General features: G+C 67.3%; 18 protein-coding genes. 10 read left to right on the top strand and 8 right to left on the bottom strand.

The genetic code is table 11. From position 1 onward, the window contains the following. Positions 1-400: 400 nt before the first annotated feature. Entirely contained in the window at positions 401-1459 is a 1059-nt protein-coding gene (locus tag AB0N29_RS01795) for a DUF932 domain-containing protein (protein ID WP_364863632.1), read from the top strand. A gap of 876 nt (positions 1460-2335) precedes the next feature. On the opposite strand, the gene AB0N29_RS01800 is transcribed toward AB0N29_RS01795, so the two are convergent. After that, entirely contained in the window at positions 2336-2626 is a 291-nt protein-coding gene (locus AB0N29_RS01800; RefSeq protein WP_364863634.1) for a hypothetical protein, read from the bottom strand. A 769-nt stretch (positions 2627-3395) separates the two neighbouring features. Between AB0N29_RS01800 and AB0N29_RS01805 the strand changes: the two genes are divergently transcribed. After that, positions 3396-4550, top strand: a complete 1155-nt coding sequence (locus tag AB0N29_RS01805; protein ID WP_364863636.1) for a hypothetical protein — start codon at positions 3396-3398, stop codon at positions 4548-4550. 262 nt (positions 4551-4812) lie between these two features. On the opposite strand, the gene AB0N29_RS01810 is transcribed toward AB0N29_RS01805, so the two are convergent. From AB0N29_RS01810 to AB0N29_RS01820, 3 genes are all read right to left on the bottom strand, one after another. After that, positions 4813-5172 carry a hypothetical protein gene (locus AB0N29_RS01810; protein ID WP_364863638.1) on the bottom strand — a complete coding sequence of 120 codons (360 nt, stop codon included), beginning with the start codon at positions 5170-5172 and terminating at the stop codon, positions 4813-4815. A gap of 3 nt (positions 5173-5175) precedes the next feature. Then, positions 5176-5370, bottom strand: coding sequence for a hypothetical protein (locus AB0N29_RS01815; RefSeq protein ID WP_364863640.1), 195 nt, complete (start codon positions 5368-5370; stop codon positions 5176-5178). 264 nt (positions 5371-5634) lie between these two features. Continuing rightward, complete coding sequence (locus AB0N29_RS01820) at positions 5635-6333, bottom strand: hypothetical protein (protein ID WP_364863642.1); 699 nt, start codon at positions 6331-6333, stop codon at positions 5635-5637. 658 nt (positions 6334-6991) lie between these two features. On the opposite strand from AB0N29_RS01820, the gene AB0N29_RS01825 reads away from it, so the two are divergent. The 3 genes from AB0N29_RS01825 to AB0N29_RS01835 all read left to right on the top strand — a co-directional run bounded on the left by AB0N29_RS01825 (position 6992) and on the right by AB0N29_RS01835 (position 10507). Further along, positions 6992-7939: a hypothetical protein gene (locus AB0N29_RS01825; protein ID WP_364863644.1), complete on the top strand. Its 948-nt coding sequence runs from the start codon at positions 6992-6994 to the stop codon at positions 7937-7939. A 324-nt stretch (positions 7940-8263) separates the two neighbouring features. Next, the gene (locus AB0N29_RS01830) at positions 8264-8953 is read left to right on the top strand and encodes a DUF4230 domain-containing protein (RefSeq protein WP_364863646.1); all 690 of its coding nucleotides are present in this window, start codon (positions 8264-8266) and stop codon (positions 8951-8953) included. 81 nt (positions 8954-9034) lie between these two features. Continuing rightward, positions 9035-10507: a hypothetical protein gene (locus AB0N29_RS01835; RefSeq protein ID WP_364863648.1), complete on the top strand. Its 1473-nt coding sequence runs from the start codon at positions 9035-9037 to the stop codon at positions 10505-10507. A gap of 168 nt (positions 10508-10675) precedes the next feature. Here AB0N29_RS01835 and AB0N29_RS01840 read toward each other — a convergent pair whose 3' ends face one another. Beyond that, positions 10676-11698, bottom strand: coding sequence for a tyrosine-type recombinase/integrase (locus AB0N29_RS01840; RefSeq protein WP_364863650.1), 1023 nt, complete (start codon positions 11696-11698; stop codon positions 10676-10678). 292 nt (positions 11699-11990) lie between these two features. Between AB0N29_RS01840 and AB0N29_RS01845 the strand changes: the two genes are divergently transcribed. Together AB0N29_RS01845 and AB0N29_RS01850 are read left to right on the top strand one after the other, a co-directional pair. Then, a complete protein-coding gene (locus AB0N29_RS01845) occupies positions 11991-12464 on the top strand; it encodes a hypothetical protein (protein WP_364863652.1) in 474 nt (157 codons plus the stop codon). A gap of 2276 nt (positions 12465-14740) precedes the next feature. Then, the gene (locus AB0N29_RS01850; RefSeq protein WP_364863654.1) at positions 14741-15157 is read left to right on the top strand and encodes a hypothetical protein; all 417 of its coding nucleotides are present in this window, start codon (positions 14741-14743) and stop codon (positions 15155-15157) included. Here AB0N29_RS01850 and AB0N29_RS01855 read toward each other — a convergent pair whose 3' ends face one another. Beyond that, positions 15158-15847, bottom strand: coding sequence for a hypothetical protein (locus AB0N29_RS01855; protein WP_364863656.1), 690 nt, complete (start codon positions 15845-15847; stop codon positions 15158-15160). It abuts the gene before it with no gap. Positions 15848-15856: 9 nt separating this feature from the next. After that, entirely contained in the window at positions 15857-16792 is a 936-nt protein-coding gene (locus tag AB0N29_RS01860) for a hypothetical protein (RefSeq protein WP_364863658.1), read from the bottom strand. A 173-nt stretch (positions 16793-16965) separates the two neighbouring features. Between AB0N29_RS01860 and AB0N29_RS01865 the strand changes: the two genes are divergently transcribed. The 3 genes from AB0N29_RS01865 (at position 16966) to AB0N29_RS01875 (ending at position 18457) form a co-directional block, all read left to right on the top strand. Continuing rightward, positions 16966-17199: a hypothetical protein gene (locus AB0N29_RS01865; RefSeq protein ID WP_364863660.1), complete on the top strand. Its 234-nt coding sequence runs from the start codon at positions 16966-16968 to the stop codon at positions 17197-17199. A 311-nt stretch (positions 17200-17510) separates the two neighbouring features. After that, positions 17511-18059, top strand: coding sequence for a hypothetical protein (locus AB0N29_RS01870; protein ID WP_364863662.1), 549 nt, complete (start codon positions 17511-17513; stop codon positions 18057-18059). A gap of 92 nt (positions 18060-18151) precedes the next feature. Next, positions 18152-18457, top strand: a complete 306-nt coding sequence (locus tag AB0N29_RS01875; protein ID WP_364863664.1) for a hypothetical protein — start codon at positions 18152-18154, stop codon at positions 18455-18457. Between the two features lie 523 nt (positions 18458-18980). Here the strand turns inward: AB0N29_RS01875 and AB0N29_RS01880 are convergent. Continuing rightward, a complete protein-coding gene (locus AB0N29_RS01880) occupies positions 18981-20033 on the bottom strand; it encodes an ATPase, T2SS/T4P/T4SS family (RefSeq protein WP_364863668.1) in 1053 nt (350 codons plus the stop codon). Positions 20034-20247 lie beyond the last annotated feature (214 nt).

Raw genomic sequence — 20247 nt, forward strand, 5'->3', positions numbered from 1 at the left:
GCTACGCGGGTCGGCGCCGCAATACGGCGGTGCTGGAACCGACTCGTCCGCGCCGTCTCACACGTGCACCGCTGGGGATGCGAGCAGATGCGTTCGATGAACCGCGTCGCGGACCGGGTCGAGGCGTGGGAGTCACTGATCCTCACGGCCGTGGCGCTCGCGGTTCGGGATCCGCGGCTCGCGTCCGCCATCCGGGAGGTCGTGGCGCTGGTGCTCGCGCTCGTTCGTCGAGGCGCGACCCACGCGCCGCCTCCCTTGTCCCTACCCAGTCCCTGAACCCCGGACAACGCCCGGGATCGGCAGCCGGTGACCGGCCGGCCCCACCCCGGGTGAACCAGCACCCACCACCTACAGGTCCTCGGCAACCGCCGGGGACCTTCGTCATTTCCAAGGAGAAGTCATGTCACGAGAAACGCTGGAACACCTCAACCTCCACACGCTGATCGGGAACACCCGGGCGCGCGGAACCGCCTGGCACTACCGCGCCGAACACCAGGGCGCAGAGTCCAACCACTACCCCGGCCCGGTACCCGTCGACGACGTCGAACGGCGCCTCTTCGCCTGGCGAGCCGTCTCGCGGCGGCTCGCCGCAGAGATCCCGGCTTCGATCGAGGAGATGACGCACCTCAGCACGGACGGAACGCCCCTGCGGTGGAAGCTCATCGACGGCAGGCAGGCCATCACCCGAGACGACACCCACCACGTGCTCGGCATCTTCGCCGACTCCTACGCCATGCATCAGTACCGCGAATGGCTGCTCACCACCGTCGCCGACATCCTCGACGACGACCTCGGCATCTCCTCAGCCGGGCTGCTCCGCGGCGGCGCGATCGCCTGGGTCGAGGTCTCGGTACCCGAGAACATCACCACCCCCGAGGGCGTCGAGTTCCGACCCAACCTGCTGGCCACCACCTCCTTCGACGGATCGATCGCCACCACCTTCAAACGGACCGTCACCGACGTGGTCTGCGACAACACCCGGGAGACCGCCCTCTCGGAACAGGGGCAGACCTACAAGGTTCGCCACTCCCGGTACTCCCACGCCCGCCTGGCCGACGCCCGCGACGCCCTGGCCCTGGTGCACACCATCAGCGACGAGTTCGCCGCGGAGGTCGCCCACCTGTGCGCCATCGCCGTCGACGACCGTCAGTGGCAACGGTTCCTCGACTCCTACGTCCCTCGACGCGACGACACTGGGCGCGACCTGCGGGGCAGGGCTCGCACGCTGGCGGACCGCAAACGCGACACCCTCCAGCGCCTCTACCGCCACGACCAACGGGTCGCGCCCTGGTCAGGCACGGCCCAAGGCGTCGTCCAAGCCGTCAACACCTACGAACATCACGAGGCCACCGTCCGCGGCGCCACCCGACCCGAACGCAACATGCTCCGAACTGTGACCGGCGACTTCGGGAAGTTGGACCGACGGACGCTCGCGGTCCTCGACGCTGTGCTTGCCTGACGCTTCGACTCGCCTGCGGCGGGGGCGGCGACCCACTAGGGTCGTCTCCCCCGCCGCTTAGCCCTTTTTTGTGTCCGCGCACGGGAGTTTGCCCCAGGTCGAAGCCGACGGTGGTCCGGCCTAGCCCGGGCGGCCGCGCCCGGGGCATGCGGGGGGGGTGTCGGTGTACACGCCGGGGCCTGCAGCCCAGTCAATGGAGTAGGAACTAGGGACGCCGCCGCGTCCGACTGCTTCGGCCGCCTCCAACGTTCGTCACCCGCAGTCGTCGCACAGGCCGGTCGCAGGAAGAGCCAAGCGACAGGCCGAGCAGATCCTGTCCGGCGCATTGGCCGAGCGGTTCGCTCGCTCGTCACGGATGGCGAAAGTCGAAAAGAGGAAGCCACTCGTGGAACGATGACCAGCGGGTTTCCGCTACGCAGATGTCGTGCCAAACCTCCCGATAATCACGTGGCTCTCACGTCTGCCAGGGCCACTCGGTGGAGCCGCGTCGGACGATCCGCAGGGCCTCAACCGAGACAGCCGACCCTCTCGAGACAAGAGGTACCGCGGACCGATCGTGGCTCTAGCCCCCACGCCACGGCATCCACCTGCGGGCACACTTCGCATCGATTCCAAGCGAGATCCTCCGGCCGACTCATCCTGCTTGGATCGATCGCGAGCGCCAGAAGGCCGCAGCGAGTTGTTCGTTGTACCCAGAAGAGGGATATTCGCCCGGCTCAAGCCCGCGCCTCACCTCGGCCACGCCCTGCAGTGGCGGCGCGCGGATGTGCAGAATCGCGACGAGAGGCAGCAACCCGGGGGCACAGCCCCGCGTGCGGCCCGGAAGTAGCAGGATGCTAATCGCTGTCGACGCGGCGTGCTCTGGGCGGCGCAGGCTCACAGGTCACCGTGAGCGCAGGCAGTGGCCAGCTCATCGGTCAGCGCGTCGAAGTCCAATTGAGGAATGCGACCGGCGTTGAGTTCGGCGACGAAATAGTCGAACATCGCGCCGCAGTCTCCGCCGCCAAGCAGCGAATTGTCCTCAGGTCCAGTGTTCGGGTCGAAGGTGTCATCCCCAGGCGGGGCAGGATCGGGGGCGGGCGGTTTCGAGTCCACCGTGGGCGCCGACTCCATCTGCTGGATCGCATCCCGCGCGCGTCGAGCCAGGCGGGGGCAGGCCTGGGCCATGGCCGGGAGGCTGCCCTCCGTTTCCGCCTCGAGGGACAGCAACGCCGATCGGGGCGGGTCTGTAGTCAGGAGGGTCTTCGCTCGGCGGCAAAGACGCCGTACATCAGGCGACTGCTCACGGCGGGCCGACGGGCCTGCCTGCGCAGACGGTGAGGCGCTCGCCGGTGGCCCATCGTCGTGCAACGGAGTAGGGGCGTCCCGAGTCGCGTGCAGCGCGACCGCTATCACCAGCACGACCGACACGGTCGCCGCCGCGAGGGCGAGTCGCGGCCAGCCGGCGTGGGGTAACGGCGCGTCTGCAGCCATCGCAGGTAGCGGATCAAGCGGCCGAACGGCCGTGGCGCTTGGGCGGCGTCCTCCCGAGCTGCCAGCCTTCTCCACGTGTTGACGGTGCGCCGCCACGGCCAAGGCCATGGGCTTCGCGTCGTTGACGACCGAACGACGCGTTAGCTCGAACGCTCCGCACGTGCAGGTGACGGTCACGAAGTAGGTGGACTTTGTGTCGCCGCTGCCCAGCTCGGTCCGGCGCTCAAATCGAGCGGAGTGTGCCGACAAGAGGCCGTCCCGTTCTCTCGCGAGGGTGCTAGGTGGGACCGAAGCGAGCGAGGTCCGCGGGCGCCACTTTACGTGCCGTCAATGGTCGCGATCGGCTTGCTGCGACGCCGGACGCTGATCGTGGACTGCATCGGAGAGCGGATCCGATCACCGGCCGACCGCCATCTAGAAATCGACGGCAGTCGATGTCTGATGGCCTTAGTCTGCGGCTCCGATGACATCCGCCACTCCTGCACCCCCGGGTCTTCCGCCCCTGGACAAGGCCCCGATCACGGCCGCGGCCGAAGCCTGGCTCCAGGACGAGCTTCGTCTCACCGCCGGTGCCGTCGAGCGCGTCCGCGCCGCCGCTCGTCTTATCGCAGGGGAGGAGGTGACCCGGGACTCCGCTAGGGAGGCCAGGAACCGCGCCGCCCTGTCGATCCGCGAGTACGGCCTCGCAGCCACCAGCCCGGTAGTCAAGCGGGAAAGAAACGTTCGCTTGGCCGAGGCAACCGGGATCACCCGGCCAGCCCTCCGGGTCGCCCTCGAAGACTTCCGCGTTAAGTACGGCGAAGTGCCGCTCGTAGCGGATGCGGCCCAGACCCTTCCCGCGCTCGCCGCCGAGGCCTGGTTGCACTCAGAGCGTGTCCGGGTCGCGACCGACGTCCGCCACGAGGGCATCTGCCGCCTGCTCGCCGCCGGGTGGTCGAACGTTGACATCGCCAAGGTCGCGCAGGTCAATCCGTCTCGGGTGGCCCAGATCAAGACGAAGTGGGGGGAAGCGGGCGGCACCGTGCTTCCACCCGACCTGCGTCCGGACAGCCACGGATCGCCATCCCCGGTGCACACGGCCAGCGCGGGAGCCGAGCCCACCGCCGACGGTGGCCCCGCACCGGACGCGGAAGGCGTCGCGCTCGCCTCCGACGACGGTCTGACCTTCGACGGCGACCTCACCCGAGAGGGCCGCGAACTTCAGCGGCGCGAGCAAGCGCTGCTTCGCCGCGTCCTCTTCGCCGCGGCCACGTCAGCGCTCTGTGCCTTGTGTGGCGACGAGCTCCCCGTTCGCTTCTTGCGTGCGGCACACATCAAGAAGAGGTCATCCTGCACGGAAGACGAGCGCCGAAACCTCGCCCATATCGCGATGGCGGCCTGCGTGTTCGGCTGTGATGCGCTGTACGAGGACGGATTCATCACGGTCGACGAAACCGGGATCATCGAGGTCTGCACGGACGAGCCCTTGCTCTACACGCGGATGGAGGCCCTGCGGGGACGGTCCTGCTCGGCGTTCTCGCGCGTCACGTCCCCGTACTTCGCTTGGCACCGGGCGATCGTGTGGCGCGGCCCGGGGAAGCCAGTTGCGACGGCGATGTCGTCGCCGGAGCTGAGCTGACACGCCGTCCCCCGAAGGGATTGGGACACCTCAGCCCGGTCGGCTGAAGCGAGGAGGCTGCAGGGCCCCCGTCCGTTCCAAGGTAAGACCGTGGCCCAGGCACTTTGAAGGATCACCCGGCCGCGCCGACCGTGTGATCGACGAACGTGCACAGACCGGGCGCGTCGCTGCGCTTCGCTCGCCTCGGCCGCGACAGCGCATCGTTTGAGCTCAACTCCTGCGCGGGAGACCCGATGCGAACCCCCGTACTCCGGGGCACGCCTCAGCCGATCTTGGTGTAGAACGCCGGTGCCTCGTCAAAGGCGGTGCCGCCCCAATCGACGGGCTCACCCTGCCACGTCTGCGCCATCACCGACGCCAGCGCCATCACGTACTTCGGCGTTGTCCTGGCGAGGTGCTTCGTCGGCGCTGTGAAGGTAACCGTGTTCTTCTTCGGGTTTCGCTCGCAGGTGGCTGCGGTCGTGAACTGGGTCGTCTTGCCCGTCTTCGTGTGCGCGGCACCATCGCAGTACAGGCCGGTGTCCCAGTTGTACCGGTTGGAGCCCAAGAAGATCCACCTCTTGGGGTCACGCACCGCGTCGGTGGTTTTTGCCTTCGGCGAGGCGACCAGCGACACCTCCACCAACTAGTTCTCCGAGTCGCTGTCGGGGACGAGGTCCTTGACCTTGACGATGACCTTGATCGTCTTCTTGGTGGCGGTGACGGTGACCGAACGGATGTCGGACTTCTCGTTAACCGGCGCAGGCTCGAAGACGTCGACGTCGCCCGCGGCGTCCTTCTGGGTCTTGGTGGCGGCCGCAGCCGGAGTCACCACAGACATGAGGCCGAGGATGGTGCCGCTGGCGACGGCGGCAAGCCGGACGGTCAGATGAGAACTCAACGGTTTCCTTCCAGTGAGCTTCGGCATGGACGCTCGGACGAGTCGACGAGCCGCATCTGCGGCTCGCTGCGACGGGGGCGCGGTGTGCCTGGGCCGGTATGCCAGCCAGGATGGAACGTGTCGCACAGTTCGCCATCAGGGTGGCGGTTGCATTGCCTGGTACGCCGGTGGACAGACCGACGACGGCCCTACTGCGGGTCGCGCTCAGCGGAGCCGAAACCGCTTGGACGTCAACGGGATGTAGCGGCCTTTGGCGGTGAACCGGTGCGCGTCGTCGTCGTAGTCCGGCATCGCCATCATCTCGTTGCTCTTGCTCCAGGACAGCCGCCCGCTAACGCGAGCGGTCTCGCCAGGGATGCAGCGCAGCGGCACGACGAAGGTGACGGTGTTGCGAACGAAGTCGACCTCCTGGCTGAGCGCCGTGTCGGAGGTTTCCACCGGCTCGCCTTCCTCATCGAGCGGAGGGCACTTCCCGTCGCGGATCCCTCCCATCGGAAGCTTGGCCTGGTAGACGAACTGCGGAGTCCCGACGGCCGCGTCCATAATCTCGTACATGCTCTGACCGACGAACAGGCGGGCCGCGACGAGAGTCGAGTTCCAGTGCCACCCGTCCTTGCCGCGGTCACGCAGGTGCGCCGGCTTCAGGTCCTTGACCTTGACGGTCAGTACGATGTTCTCGCCCTCGACCGCGGCGCGGACGCTGCGCAGGTCGCGGTCGCCCTTCATGTTCTGGCCCCTCGGACCGCTGATGTCGTTCTTGTCGTCGACATAGGTGGCGCTCGTGGGCAGCGGCGCGGCCGCCCGGCGCTCGGCACTGTCTCCGGCCGCGGGCAGAACCCCGACGGCAGCAGTAAGAACTGCAACAAGCGCGGCGGCAAGGCGGGCTGGGCGGGGGTAAATCACGGAGCTCCTCGCGGTGCGGGTTCGAGGCAGGGTGTGCCTTTGGGCTTGGGTGGCGGCGGAAAGACTAGGACGTATCGGAGGGCGGGCGGGCCGCCTTAGCCGTTGAGGCGCGACAAATCTGTCGCTTCAGCAGCGGATGAATCGGCGGCGGCTGGCCGGTGCTCATGTCCTGGGAGACCTGGCGTCCCTCGACCTCGCGCCAGAAGTGGAACTTGCTGCGATGCTGACCATCACCGCGGCAAGTTCCGCGCCTGGTCCAGCGACAGGGCCGCCCGCCGCGCTCACCGCCTTAGCCGGTCCAGGGCGATCGGACAGCGAGCCTGGTGAGCCCTCCGCTGACCAGCTCGGACCGCGTATGCGCGGTGCCGCGCCGGTTCCGCACATGCTGTGGGGACGCGGCCTCTGGACGGACTCCGGAGGTCCGCTCGACACGCTGGCCCCGGTCGCGCGGTCATCGGATAACGAATCCGATCACGACGCGAGCGGGGGTTCGTCCGCGACTGCCCGCCTCTCGACGAGCCGTCGTGGGGGCTGAGTATGCCCGGGCGGTAGGTCCTGCTAACGCAGACGGTGCGCGCATCCCGCATGTGGGGGTTGTCCCGCTCCCACAGGCGCTGGACCGTCGACAGACAAGCACCTGCTCCGGGGAGGACACGACATGGCCGCCGACCCCAGCGCGACCGCGAAGCGGTCCTACACCTACCTGCGACTGGGCATGGCGGGCGTGCTGCTCGCGCTCGCCTTCTCGATCGGCTACGAAGTGGTCAGCGAGGGCGGTTGTTGGCAGCGCTCGATCAGCGCGTACTACTACACGGCCAGCCGCGCGGTCTTCGTGGGCGCTCTGGTCGCGCTGGCGTTGGCGATGATCACGGTGCTCGGGAGCACGCCGGCGGAGGACGTGGGGTTGAACCTGGCCGGTCTGTTCGCACCCGTCGTCGCGTTCGTCCCGACCAGGGAGTTCGACAACTGCAGTCTGCTGGTCAGTCCGGCGACCATCAGGGCCGCGGAGGCCCGCGGCGATGCCATCCGCACAGCTCGGGCGGCCGCCGCCGAGACAGCCGAGGCGGCCGTCGTCAACAACATGGTGACCTACCTGCTCGTGGTCGCCGCCGCGCTGGCCCTGCTGAAGCTCATGCCGAGCCTGGCCGCCCGCCGCGACCACGACGCGGATCCGAACTGGCGAACGACCCTTCGTCTCTCCTACGGAGCAGGGTGGGCCTTCTGCGTGGCCTACGCCGCGTGGCTCACTCTGGCCGAGGACCACTTCAAACGGTGGGCTCACCTGACCTCGGCGATCTCGCTCTTCGTCTGCATCGTCGTGGTGGTCGTGGCGACGGCCTACGACCGCACCGCGACGAGAGACGTGGACGAGCCCACCCGGGTGTTCCTGCAGAGTCTCCCGAACCGCCTGGCAAGAGCCCTGCCGAGCCGCTACGGGCTGATCGCTGCCGCCATGATCATCGGGTTCCTCGGCTGCGTCGTGGTCCGCTGGGCGACAGGGTGGGTGCATTGGTTCCTCGTCATCGAGATCCTGATGATCGCGCTCTTCGCTGTCTTCTGGATCGTCCAGACCCTCGAGTTGTGGGACCGGGTGCAAGCCGACTGAACCCACCCCCGCCGGACGCGCGGGCCGCGAGCAATCGGCGGCGCCTCCGCAGGACGCCCGAAATTGTTCGGCAACCTCCTGGCCACCGGCGCACCGCGGCCGGACAGCACGGCGATGCATCGGCGGCAGCCGGCACTTCGGGAGTGACTGCGTACACGTCGGTGGTACACGTCGGCGCAATCGCCGGTGCAAACGGATTCGACGTCGTACGCTGAGACCCGCGCCGCGGAGGCGATGGGGCAGCCGATGGTCGGGACGCGTCCACGCGCCGGTCGGGGGTCCAGGGCGGCCTAGGGACAGGGCTGCCGGCGGCCGGGACGGGGCTTGGGTCGCAACCGGGCCGGTCGACGAACCGGGCGCCTGGTTCAGCGAGAGGAACTGCCCGTGCGTGTCGTGTGGTGGATCGGATCCGTCGTCATCGCGATGGTCCTCACTCTGGTCCTGGCATCGACATTGCCCGGGCTGCTGGGCTTCAGGCTGCCGTTCGAGGAGAAGTCGATCGATCGCAGCCAGCCCGCGCTGCTGCTGTCGGTCCAGGAGCTGAGCGAGTACCACGCCGCCGTCGGCACCTTCCAGGTCGTCGTCGACGAGGAGCGGGACGTCAGCTGGGTGCCGAGCTTCATCGCCGGTGAACGGTCCCTGTTCGTGGCCAACGGCACGGTCGACGCCTACGTCGACCTGTCCGGGCTCGGCGACGGAGACCTGAACCTGTCCGAGGACGGCACCGCGGTGACCGTCCGGCTGCCGGCCGCCGAACTGGCCGAACCCAATCTCGACCAGGACCGCACCTACCTGTTCTCCCAGGAACGCGGCGTGCTCGACCGGGTCGGAGACGCCCTCTCCACCTCCGACCAGAGCGAGCTGTACCAGCGCGCCGAGGACAAGCTCGCCGCCGCAGCCGACGACTCCGACCTCCTCGCCCAGGCCGAGACGAACACCCAGGCGATGCTGACCGGGATGTTCGCATCGCTCGATCTCGACGTCACGTTCCTCGAGGCCGCAGCCGACCGCTAGGCGGATGCCACGGGTGGCAGCACCCCGGGCTGGCCGTTGTCATCGACGACGGGGCACCGGCTGCCTCGGTGCTCTCCTGCGGTGAGCGCCCCACCCCGCGTCGGCACCGTTCAGCAATCCCATCGAGGCTCCGCCGCCTGGCGACACGAACTCCGCCCGACGGGCAGCCGACTCGGCCCTAGGAAGATCCTGGCACCATCGACAACGCGGACGCGCCTGGAACGCACGCGAACCAGTAACACGGTCAGGAATGAGGTGCCTGCGATGAGTGAGCCCGGCGATGTCGTGGTGGTGCCCGACGAGTTCGGGATCCTTGTCCAAGGCCCGGCGGACGAGGTCGAGGACGTCGTGCAGGGCCTGCTCTCCGGCCTGGCCGCCGACCCGACCAGCCGCACCCGACTGGCGGCCTCCGATGTGGTCGCTGCCGGCGCGACCGGAGTCGCCTTGGCCATGACGGCGGGGGAGTACCTTCGACTCGCTCCCGAAAGCGTCGCCCGGCTCAAGGAGCTGGGCCTGACCTTCGACGGTCCCGGCGTAGCCCGCCGCGCCGGCGGACAGGTGGCGGCCCATCTCAACTTCGAACCGGTCTCGCTCGCCGCCGAGCAGGCGCTTGCGCTGCAGACCGCGGCGGTCTCGCTCGCCCTGCGCTCGGCGATCGCGCAGGTCCACGACGCGGTGGAGCGGGTCGAGGACAAGGTCGACCGCATCAACACGATGCTCTCGGCCCGCCTGCAGGGCGACGTGATCGGGACCTACCGCGAGCTGCTCCGCGTCGTCACCGCCACCAACCGCAACGGCTTCCTGCGGCCCGAGGACTGGGACGGCGTCGCGTCCACCCGGCTCAAGATCAGCCAGGACCTGGAGACGATGCGGACCTTCATCCACACCCAAGCCGGCGCCCTGCGCGGCGAGGACAGCGTGCCCCGACGCGAAGCCCGCCTCGAGGGATTGACCGAGCCCGGGCACGTCGCCGACGTCCTGAACCTCATCGTGGTCGCGGAGAAGGCCCTGCAGCTCTACGAGTACCTACGGATCCAGGCGGTTCGCCGCCGCAACCCCGCCGAGGTTCCCGACGTCCTCACCGAGGCCCGCACCGCCCTCGCGGCCCAGCGGGACCGCGACCAGGACCTCGTGCGCGTGCTCCGCGCGGCCGTCGAGCGCGTGCGCGTGATCGGACCGCTCGAGGTGCACCACGTGCTCAGCAAGAGGGGCCTCGATGCCCAAGCGCGGCTGCTCGACGCCACCATCACCCGGTTCGCGGAGGCCTCAGTGCTGCGTCCGCCGGACCCACTGGGAGAGATGCCCGAAGCGTCGTGGAGCGACGCCCGAGACGAACTCCGCAGCCGTGTCCAGGGGACCGGACGCGCGGCCCGGGAACTGGGCACCTCCGCCGCCCGGACCGGGAAAGAAAGCGCCACCCAGCAGGCCCGCCGCACCCGAGAACGGCTCCGGCGCCGAGCCCCCTCAGAGCCCGCCGACGACTCACCGGCAGACCTGCGGACCGAGCCGCCCGACACTCAGCCGACGAACGACTCATCGCGGGTAAAGCACTGAAAGCCTGCCCTAGCACTGCCGGAACGACGTCAGCGATCGCTTCCAGCACGCACCGCAGATCCGTCCCAACCCCCGCTTCGACGACAGAGTTGGCGCGCTCGGGTGTTGGCGAGCGGAGTCACCGAAAGCCCCTGGGCACGTTCCTTCAGACGTCTCTGGTGATGCCGTTCACCGCCACCCGTGGCCAGTCCCAGCTGGCCACGAAGGCCTGGCTGCTGCTGTTGCGGTGGCGGCGGTGACGTGCTCGTCGTCGTCCCGGAAGTGGTGACCGGCCTCCCGTGACGGTTCGTCGCTGTCGTCGCGGCTAGGGCTGATGAACGCGACGACGGCGTGCACGGCGTGGTCGTCCAGGCTCAGGCGGTTCCGGTCATAGCGCATGGTCGTCCGAGGTTCGGCGTGACGGGCCAGGTCCTGCACCTTCCGCAGGGACGCCCCGGACTCCAGGGCGTTGGTGATGCAGCTGTGCCGGAGCAGGTGGGGCGTCAAGGGCAGGGCGATACCGGCGCGACGGCCGAGGGTGCGCACCAACGTGCGCAGACCCTGCCGAGACAGCGGTGCGCCGTCGCGCCGACGGATCAGCAGACCCGCGGTGCGGCCCTCCGCGCCCACCTCGAGCGCACGGACCACCGGCACGGGCAGCGGCATCCGGGCGTGCAGGCCTCCTTTGCCGGCCAACTCGAGCACGCGGTGACCTCGGAGGGAGCACTGGAAGTCTTCGATCCGCACCGCACAGACCTCGCTCGCGCGCAGCGCAAGGCATGCCAGCAGATAGGCCGCCGCCGCATACCGTCCACCCAGGCGATCGCCGGCCTGCAGGAACGAGCGCATCTGCTCTCGATCGAGGCCCACCGTGTCCCGATAGGGCTTGGGGTTCCGCGGCCGCCGCGCCAGCACGGCGGGATCGCGATCGATGACACCCTCGGCGTAGGCGAACCGATAGAACCCCCGGACTGGGGTCAGCGCGGCATGCACGCTGGAGGGCAGGTGGCCGAGCTCGACGTGCAGGTGATGCACGAACTGTTCGACGTCGACCCGCCCGGCTGCCAGAGGGGCGATGTCGTGGGTCGTGCACCAGTCGAGCCAGCGGCCGAGCTGATAGACGTACGCATTGCGGGTGTCGCCGGCGTAGGGCAGGAGGTAGGCCTCGCGGACGACCTCGAGCGGTGTGGTGGGGGACATGATGGAGGACATAGGCATAGCCAAGTCCTGTGACCTCCGGGTGACCAGACCGTAGTAGCTGGGGCGACCGCCGTCCAAGGTCGGATCCGTGGACAGCACTGGCTCGGCCGTGGCCTACTGGACGCCGACCCACGACGTTCCTATCCCCGCGGGTGCAGGCCGGCGACGACGTGGAGGTCGTCCACCGGCCCGGCCACGGGAGACTCCGATGCGCACATCGCTAGCCACCACCGTCGCTGTCGAACTGGTCCTTCCGCTGGCCGTCGGGACGGCCATCCCCGCTCGCGCGGATAGCCCGGGTTGCGTGTCGAGGAAGGAGCACCGCGCCGCGCAGGAAGGCATGAGTCCCCGACGCGTCACGCAGATCTTCGACACGGCGGGCGAACTGCTCGACGGCGGAGGCGGCGGCTACGCCCAGGGCTATCAACGTTGTGGTGGGGGTGAGGTGATCGTCGAGTACGGCTGGATCGAAGACACCAACGCCGTTGGACTGATAAACAAGTCGCGGGGTTGGTCATCCGCTGGTCAACTGCGTCACGAAGGACGAATGGCGCGAGGTCTACATCAAGCCGGACGGCAGCAACTCCGGCCCGGACAGGGCGGCACCTCGAGGCAGGTCAACCGCATCTTCGGCACCAGGGGCCGGGTGATCGACCGCTTCGCCAGCGGCACCGAGGAGTGGCAGATCCGTCGCTACCGCCGGTGCGGCAGCGAGAAGACCCGAACGGTCGCATACCACCGGGTCGGACACTCTGCCTGGTGGTCCTACCGGGGCTAGCCCGAACTGACCCGGTGAAGCAGCGTGTGTCCGGACTAGCCACGCCCGTGTTTCGTACTCCCAACGGACAAGCGAACCGCAGGTCGGTCTCCACCGTCGGTGACCGGGCTTTGAGCTTCGCTACCGGGAGCATCGAACTCCCGCCGTGCTGGTCAACCACTCTGGCACTTCGGCCGTCTGCGATCACCACGCAGACCGACTGAGATGAACCCGGCGTCTTCCTCGACGCGTCTGCACCGGAAGCCTCCACCGACAGGCTGAGCCTCTCGCGGCCGGGCACAGTAATGGCGACTTGTAGGTCCGTGGATCATCCGTCCTAGTAGCTGTCCACCCTGCCAGTCTGCGATGTGAACTGTCTCTAGTCCGTCGCTGCGTTCCTGGCCATCGGTGAGCTCACCCAATGAAGGTCAACGGCTGGGGTCACAAGGTCGAAGCGACGGCGGAGCCGGCGCGGAGCAGGAATCTCGGCTCGAAGGAAACGGACGCAGAGGTCCCTACCGGAGTAGGAACCTCTGTGCGGATGATCTCTTGTCGTGAGGTATCCGGCCTCCACGCTGGCGTGCGGGGAGGAGAGGTCGAGACGGGTATTAGTCGTCTCGCAGGGCCGGACAAAGTCGAGGAAGTCTGCCCTGTGGGGCGATCGGTGCTGCGGGCCTGCCTTGAACCACCAGCTTCCTCGTCGCAGATGTGACCAGGTGCGTCGTCCGCTTCCACCAGCCATGCCTGGACGACGCCTTTCTCCCGCGAGGGGGGAGGGCGGCTGCCCTGGGTCAGGTGGAGTTCGTGTCCTCGCGGGGGTCGCAGGCCCTTACGGAGACAGCTGTCCTGCGTACCTCGGGAAGTCCTCGGTCGCTTCCCCCACGACCACCCCTTTGCTTACGGAGTCGGGGCCTCCGGTGGCCGACCTCAGGCGTCGGCTCTCCGACGAAAACCCCCTGGCGGGGAAGCTGCGACCTTCCACGCCAGGGGGTGCCTGGGGAACGGGGGTCGCAGTCCGTTCTCGTCATGAAGTTGTTGCTCTCAACCTAGGAGCACGCGCAAGTCACCCCTGGTCACCGACGAACACGCGAGGCGAACGGACGGGTGGTGAGCTGATCGCTGTCGGGGCTTGCGCGCCTTCAGGCCCGCGTCCCTGTTCGCGTGCAGGTGGGTGCTGATGCAGTGGGCATACGTCGCCCCAACCCATTCCATAGGGACTGCGGCGGCACCACCTGACTTGTGGGGAGGTCTCGCACCTCCTTCAGCACCGGCACGGGGTACAAGCCGGTACCAACAACTGCTTGGCCGGACCCTTGATCCCTACAGGGTGCTGAGTTACCGAGCCCGAGTTCTCCCCGGGACCACGCGCGGGCACTTCCCATCGCCTCCATCCAGAGGACGCGGCCTACGCGGTTGGCTCTCCACGACTGACAGCTCTGCCGGTGCGGCGCTCCGAGACACCGGCGGGACGACGGTTCCGCCGCTAGCAGCGGCGCTCTCTAACCTGGCCGTTCAACGGCCACAAGTCTGGGCCCCACGAAGTACTACGGCCGCTCAGGACATCCGACTACCACTCTCGCCCGGCCGTCACCCTACCGTTCAATCTGAACCCGGCCAACGCATCCGCACCTCGTTCCAGTCGATTAGCGGCGTCCGTGACGGTCAGTTGCGTCAGGTCGGCGCTGGCGCGCCCGAGCAACTCTTCGGGCTGGTCACCCGCCGCCTTCCGCTCCCACCTGTCAGGCTCGCCGCTCCTGCGCGCGGCTGAGACGACCACGCAGCCCGCCCATCGAATGGCGGGCTTGCTCCAGGTTCGACGTGCGCAGCGGTGGCGACCCACTCCGACGAGACGTCTGCCCTCCACCCAGACCCGCAGAGGTCAGCCGTGCATACGCGTGAACACCCGTGAACGACCAGCCGACCGTGGGATCGCCGAGGACACGCCCGAGCTTGCCGAGCTGTGGCTGTCGAAGAATCCGAACAACCGTGACCTACGGAAGGCGGTCGTCGAGGGGTACGCCAGGGACATAGAGGTCGGCCGCTGGCACGTGGACGGGGAAACGGTGAAGTTCGATTGTCGCCGGCCATCTGCTTAACGGTCAGCACCGACTCCGCGCCGCGGTGCTTGTCCAGACGACGGTTCCAACGGTCGTCATCCGCGGCCTATCTGCCGACGTGATGGCAACAGTCGATGCGGGCGCGAAGCGGTCCTACTCCGACGCTCTCAAACTGCAGGGGAGGAGAACACCTCCACCCTGGCCGCGGTCGCTCGGCGTGCGGTCATGTGGGAAAAAGGGATGCGCACGAACACGGGCGCGATCCGATCGACGCCGCTGGAGATGAACGACTTCCTCGAGCGGCACCCTGAGATCCGTGCGCCAGCCGACCTCGCATCGCGTTTAGCGTCCCGCGAGCGCCTACCGGCCAGCGTGATCGGCCTGTGCCACTACCTGTTCGCCAAACTCGACGCCGACGAGGCCAACTGGTTCCTGCTGCGAGTCGCGGATGGCGACGGCATCGCTGCGGCGGACCCTATCGCTGTCCTGCGTGCGCGCATCACGCGTCTCCGGGTGACCGGCGGCCGGATCAACGAGACCGAGGGGCTCGCGTTGACGATCCGGGCTTGGAACGCGCACCGGCCGGGGGAGCAGCGCACCAAACTACAGATGCCGAAGGGTGGTCTGGCGAATGAGAATTTCCCGATACCGCGCTAGCTAAACGCTTCGATGCCGTCGCGCTTGCGTCGGAATTTCGAACTCCGAAAGACTTGAGTCGTCGTCTTCCGCAGAACTGGGAAGTTCTTGGCCTGCTTCCGCCGAGGGAAGCGCATCGGTTGAGGTTGAACGAGGCCGCTGCAGGACCTCTCCATTCTCGAAGGCCTCCAAGTAGGCCAAGTACAACCTGCGAACGGACGCCAGGAACATCAGCACCAAGAAGGTGCTTACGGTGAGCGCCAAGGCGCAGCCGACAATAGCGAAGTCAAGACGCCAACCGGTCTCACCCTGAGGAATAGCAACTGAAGACAGAATGGCGAGAAGGACCGCGTCGAGTAACGCCGCCAAGGCGGCAACCAGGACACCGCTCAATGCTTCTCGGTAGATGTTCTTGACCCGTTGATTTCCGGACAGGAGAACCGAGTCGGCGATCCGCGCCCGCAACGAGATCAGTTGCCCTGAGGTGGCGAGCAGCACGCCCGCCAGCAGTGACGTCGCTGGAAGGAGGGCCGTTGGAGACAGCAGGCGCCACTCAAGGCCGTAGCTGACAAGTCCTACGGCAAGCGGCACCACCAGTAAGGCGTACCGAGCAGCCGCATCGGCTACGGAGCTGCCGTGCTTACGCATGGAGCGCCAGTGGTCCGACAGCACATGGCGCACGCTCAGCCGGTTCGGAATGAGACGGCTCATCACGCAAGTCTACTTGCTCTGCTTCGCATCCTGCACCCCGTCGATCATCAAATCTAGGGTACCGCCAGCCTGGCTGAAGAAGGTGGAATCCTCGACGATCTTGTCGGCTAGGTAGTAGGTGAAGTGTCTGTAATCCGTCGATGGCCGCAAGGTGCGCACCTGATTTCCGCTCGACACGGTCATGCTAACGTCGTTGAAAGGTATGTCGACTTTGGTCGAGAAGAACTGGTCCTTGACGGCGGTTGCCTCCTTCTTCCATTTGTCGGGCGCTGACACCTTTCCAACCCTGATCCAGTTCTTCAATCGGGTCTTGCTCTTGCGCTGCTCCGTCACTGCCACTCGAGACACAAGGCTATTCAGCCGGGTTACCTTGTGGCCGTCGTCGTCAAACGACCACTCGGTGAGCTCGAGATGTTCGACGGTCCCCTTGTCCACGAAGGCGCGGACTGCTGCCACGTCGGCGATGTGGTCGTGAAGGCGGAGCCTCCACGGAACGTCACTACAGGACTTGAGTGCCCTCAACAGCGCGTTGGCGGGACAGGCACGTCCGCGAGTCTCTACCGCAACGATCGCCCTCCGCGCTCCCTTCTTGGTGCGGATGACGGCGCGGAAGTCTTGAAGAGTGGACTTCCCAGTTAAGTCGAAGTCGTCCTCAACGCCAGTCGGGTCTGCCGCGACACCCTCACTGAGGATGGGCCCCGACTTGAACCACAGTCGAACTGATTCGCCGTGCTGTTCTGCTCGCTGCAAGCGGGTAGACGTCCCTACGCGCCTGCCCACATCGTCCTCGTCTAGGTCCTCAGGGAGCGAACCAATGTTGAAGATCGCATCCACGTTGTCCTGGACGTAGTGCTCGACGAGATCCAAGTAGTTGACGGCAGCAGGAGCCGCCCCCTTAGGAGGAGTACGTGCCTGCGCCTTATCAAAAGGTTGCTCATCGCTCATTCGATTGTCGTGAAGGCTGACTACGAAGAGTCGGTATCCGTCTTGTGGCATCTCTCTCCCAGGACTGGCCAAGTACCCGAACCCTAGTCGGATTGGCGTATCGCAAAGCCGTTTCCGAGCCGACGCCGGTCGTAGGATCGGGCGATGGGCGCGAACAACCGGGCCGTATGGACGTGAGCCGGTCGGTGCCGGTGTGGGTCGACGAGTCGACGGCGTTCCGCGGCCCGGTCGCGCCAGGGATCCTGCTGGAGTGGCGGCAGGTCGCCGGTCACCGGGAGCCCCGGTGGGAGGGCCTGACGACGTTCGCGGTCGGCGGCGGCGAGTTGCCCTGGTCGGTGGTGACGAAGTGGGTGCGGGAGGCGTGCCTGCTGCGGATGTCGCCGCTGCTGCCTCCGGATGCGACGTAGTGAGAATTGATGGGAACGCCTACGCGACCTGTCTAGCGGAGTTACCGTTGGCGACGAGACCAGAGGTCTCTCGGGTATTCCAGTTGCCGAGCGGTGCTCCCAGCGTTCATCGAACGCGTGGATCCTCGGCTTTCTCTCTTGGGGAAGTAACACTCATGTCGCTACGCCGTGCACTCGCCACCGCGCTTACCGTCCTACTGTCACCTGCGCTCGTCACCGTAGCTGCGGCGCCGGCCCACGCGGCCGGAGGAAGCACCAGTGCCGAGGATGGCGTGATCTACCAGTGCCACGATCACTCGTACCGGTACTCCGTGAACCTTCCCGAGTACACCGAGGACTGGTCAATGGACGTCATCCTGGAAGGCCCCGACGGGCTGGAGGCGTCGTCTGACTTCGTGTACGACGCGGCCGCGTCCGGGCGTTCCGATCTCCAGATCTGCAGTTTCTACCTGCCCGGGACCTACACGATCCGTGCCACCGTGTCGGCCTACGACTACGACTACAACAACACGACTTTCGACCTCGCGCCGTCGAAGTTCACGCTGCGCAAGCCTCGGACCCAGACCACAGTCAAGGCATCAACCACGAACCCGAGCAAGGGACAGGTGGTGCGGTTCAACGTCGTGAGCAAGGACGAGCGACCCAAGGGCTACTTCCCGAACGACTACGCCGACGTCATCCTGCAAGCCCTCAAGGGCGGCAAGTGGGTGAACGTGAAGGGCACCAAGGGCTACACCAACAGTTCCGGCCGGACTGTCCTGAAGGTGCGCTTCGCCGGCAAGGCGGTCAAGGTGCGCGCACGGACGCTGGGCGACGAGTACAACACCGGCTCGTACTCCGGGACCCTGACGCTTCGTTAGCGCACACAACCGCCCCGCACTTCGATAGAGATGCGGGGCGGTTCTGTTGAAACGATCACGGGCCGAGCTGGACCGTGGCAGCGTGCGACGACATGCAGGTAAACCCTCACTACCGCGCTGCGGCAGCCCGTCTCCTTCTCGATGCAGTCTCGGCTATCGACGTCGAGGGCAGCGGGTCGGAAGAGAGCGACGAGATGATGCTGCTTGCGCTGGCCCCGTTGAAGCTCGACCTTGAGCAGAACCCGAAGACCGCCGCGACCGTTGCCGCGGCGTTCGACCTGTTGTGGTTCCTGGCCTCCATGCAGGGAAAGTCAGCCGGCCTGGACCGTCGAACGATCGTGGCAAACATGCGCGAGTACGTCCTGCCTCAGGCGTACCCAGAGGCATACGAAAACTAGTCTCGGAGGAGTCCCCAGGCAGTCAGGATGATGCCGCCGACGACGCAGATCAGCGCGCCAATCGTCACGACGCCGAGCAGCGCGATCATGAGCGCCTGACCCACTCCGCTCTCGGGCGCACTGTCCTGCGTTGCGAGTGCAAGACCGATCAGCTAGAGCGGGATGCCGATCACCAGCAGGCCGAGACCGCGCTTCGTCTTCACGCCGCATGGCGCGACCCTAGTGGAACGCCGCGGCACCGGGAGGCTCGATGGCCTACCCGACGCCACGGCGGTCTCAGGACGGAGTCTTGGTGACGAGCCCGACCCGCTCAGGCACCTCGACGGCCATGCAGCACTTGCGGAAGGTCTTATGACTGCTCCCCGCGGATTGCCGCAGTCGCACGGCTCGTCGAGGATGGGCAGCAGACAGCGGTCGACGGAGCGCTTCTCGCTCCCGCAATGACATGGTCCGAGCTGCGCGATTGGACGCAGGGTGCCCCTGACCATCTGGAGAACTCGTCGCCCGAGTCATCGAACTCCCATCAGCTCCATCGTCTGCGACTTCCGTGCGGGTGTGCATCAGCGGGCCGATCACGCGGACCTTGAGCGGGTGCGGGCACCGCCCGCTCGGCACGAGCCTGAAGCCTAAGCAGGGCCCACTCGATGATGTCCGCGGGCACCTGCCGTGCGACCTCGCAGCACTCGACCATCGGACGGCCGCTCTCGCAGTAGCAGGGCGAGTAGGTCGCGATTGGCTGCTTGGTGCCTCGCAGTATGTGCAAGAGCTCATCGCCGGCTAAGCCGGCACGAGCCTCGCCGCAGTCGGGGTGGGGGAAGCGGAGCTCGAAGACCTCCTCGGCGGAGATCACCCGCTCACCACCCGGGATGGCCGCGGCCAGGCAGTTGAGCATCGTCGTCTTGCCGGCCTGGGTGCCGCCGGCGACCAGGATGTTGAGGCCGGCGCGCACGGAGGCCTCGAGGAAGGCCGCGGCGCGCGGGCTGAGCGACCCGAGCTCGACGAGGTGGTGCAGGCGGGCGGCCTTGAGCACGAACTTGCGGATGTTGACGGCCGAGAACCCGCGGCTGATGCCCTCGAGGACGACGTGCAGCCGGTGCCCCTCGGGCAGCATCGCGTCGACGAAGGGACTGCTCACGTCGATGCGCCGGCCGCTCGACTTCAGCATCCGCTCGACCAGCTCCTGCACCTGCGCAGTGGTGAGCACCAGGTTGGTCAGCTCGTGGCGGCCGTTGCGTGCGATGAAGACCCGGCTCGGGTCGTTGATCCAGATCTCCTCGACGGCCGCGTCCTCGAGGAAGGGCTGCAGCGGTCCGAACCCCGAGACCCGCGCGACCAGCTCTCCCACGACCGAGTCCGGGTCCGGCACGGACGCCACCTGCCCGGTCAGGCTGCGCTGGTCGTGGTCGCGGACCACCGACTCGGCGATGCGGCGTACGACGGCGGCGTCGCGCTGCGGGTCGACGCCCTCGCGGCGGACGAGCTCGCGGACGTGCTGGTCGAGCTGCTCGACCAGGTCCGTGCGCAGGTCCGCGTGGTGACCGGCGCGCGCCGGTGCGGCTGGGTGGGTCAGTGACATGCAGGTCCCCCGAGATGGATGCTGCCGACCGACCCATCATCACCAGCGACAGCGGTCTGTAAAGGCCTCGTCCGCGGATCTGTGGAGGACGGGACGGGTGTGACCGGAGAGGCGGATCCGGGGCTGGACGCGAGCTGTCACGCGACGTTCGCCGCTGTGTCGGCACGCTGCAACGTGCCGACACAGCGGCGAACCTGTCGTTGCAGCTCGCGCG

Origin of the sequence: Nocardioides sp. NPDC092400 (assembly GCF_040684155.1) — a bacterium.
In the GTDB taxonomy this organism is placed as follows: domain Bacteria; phylum Actinomycetota; class Actinomycetes; order Propionibacteriales; family Nocardioidaceae; genus Nocardioides.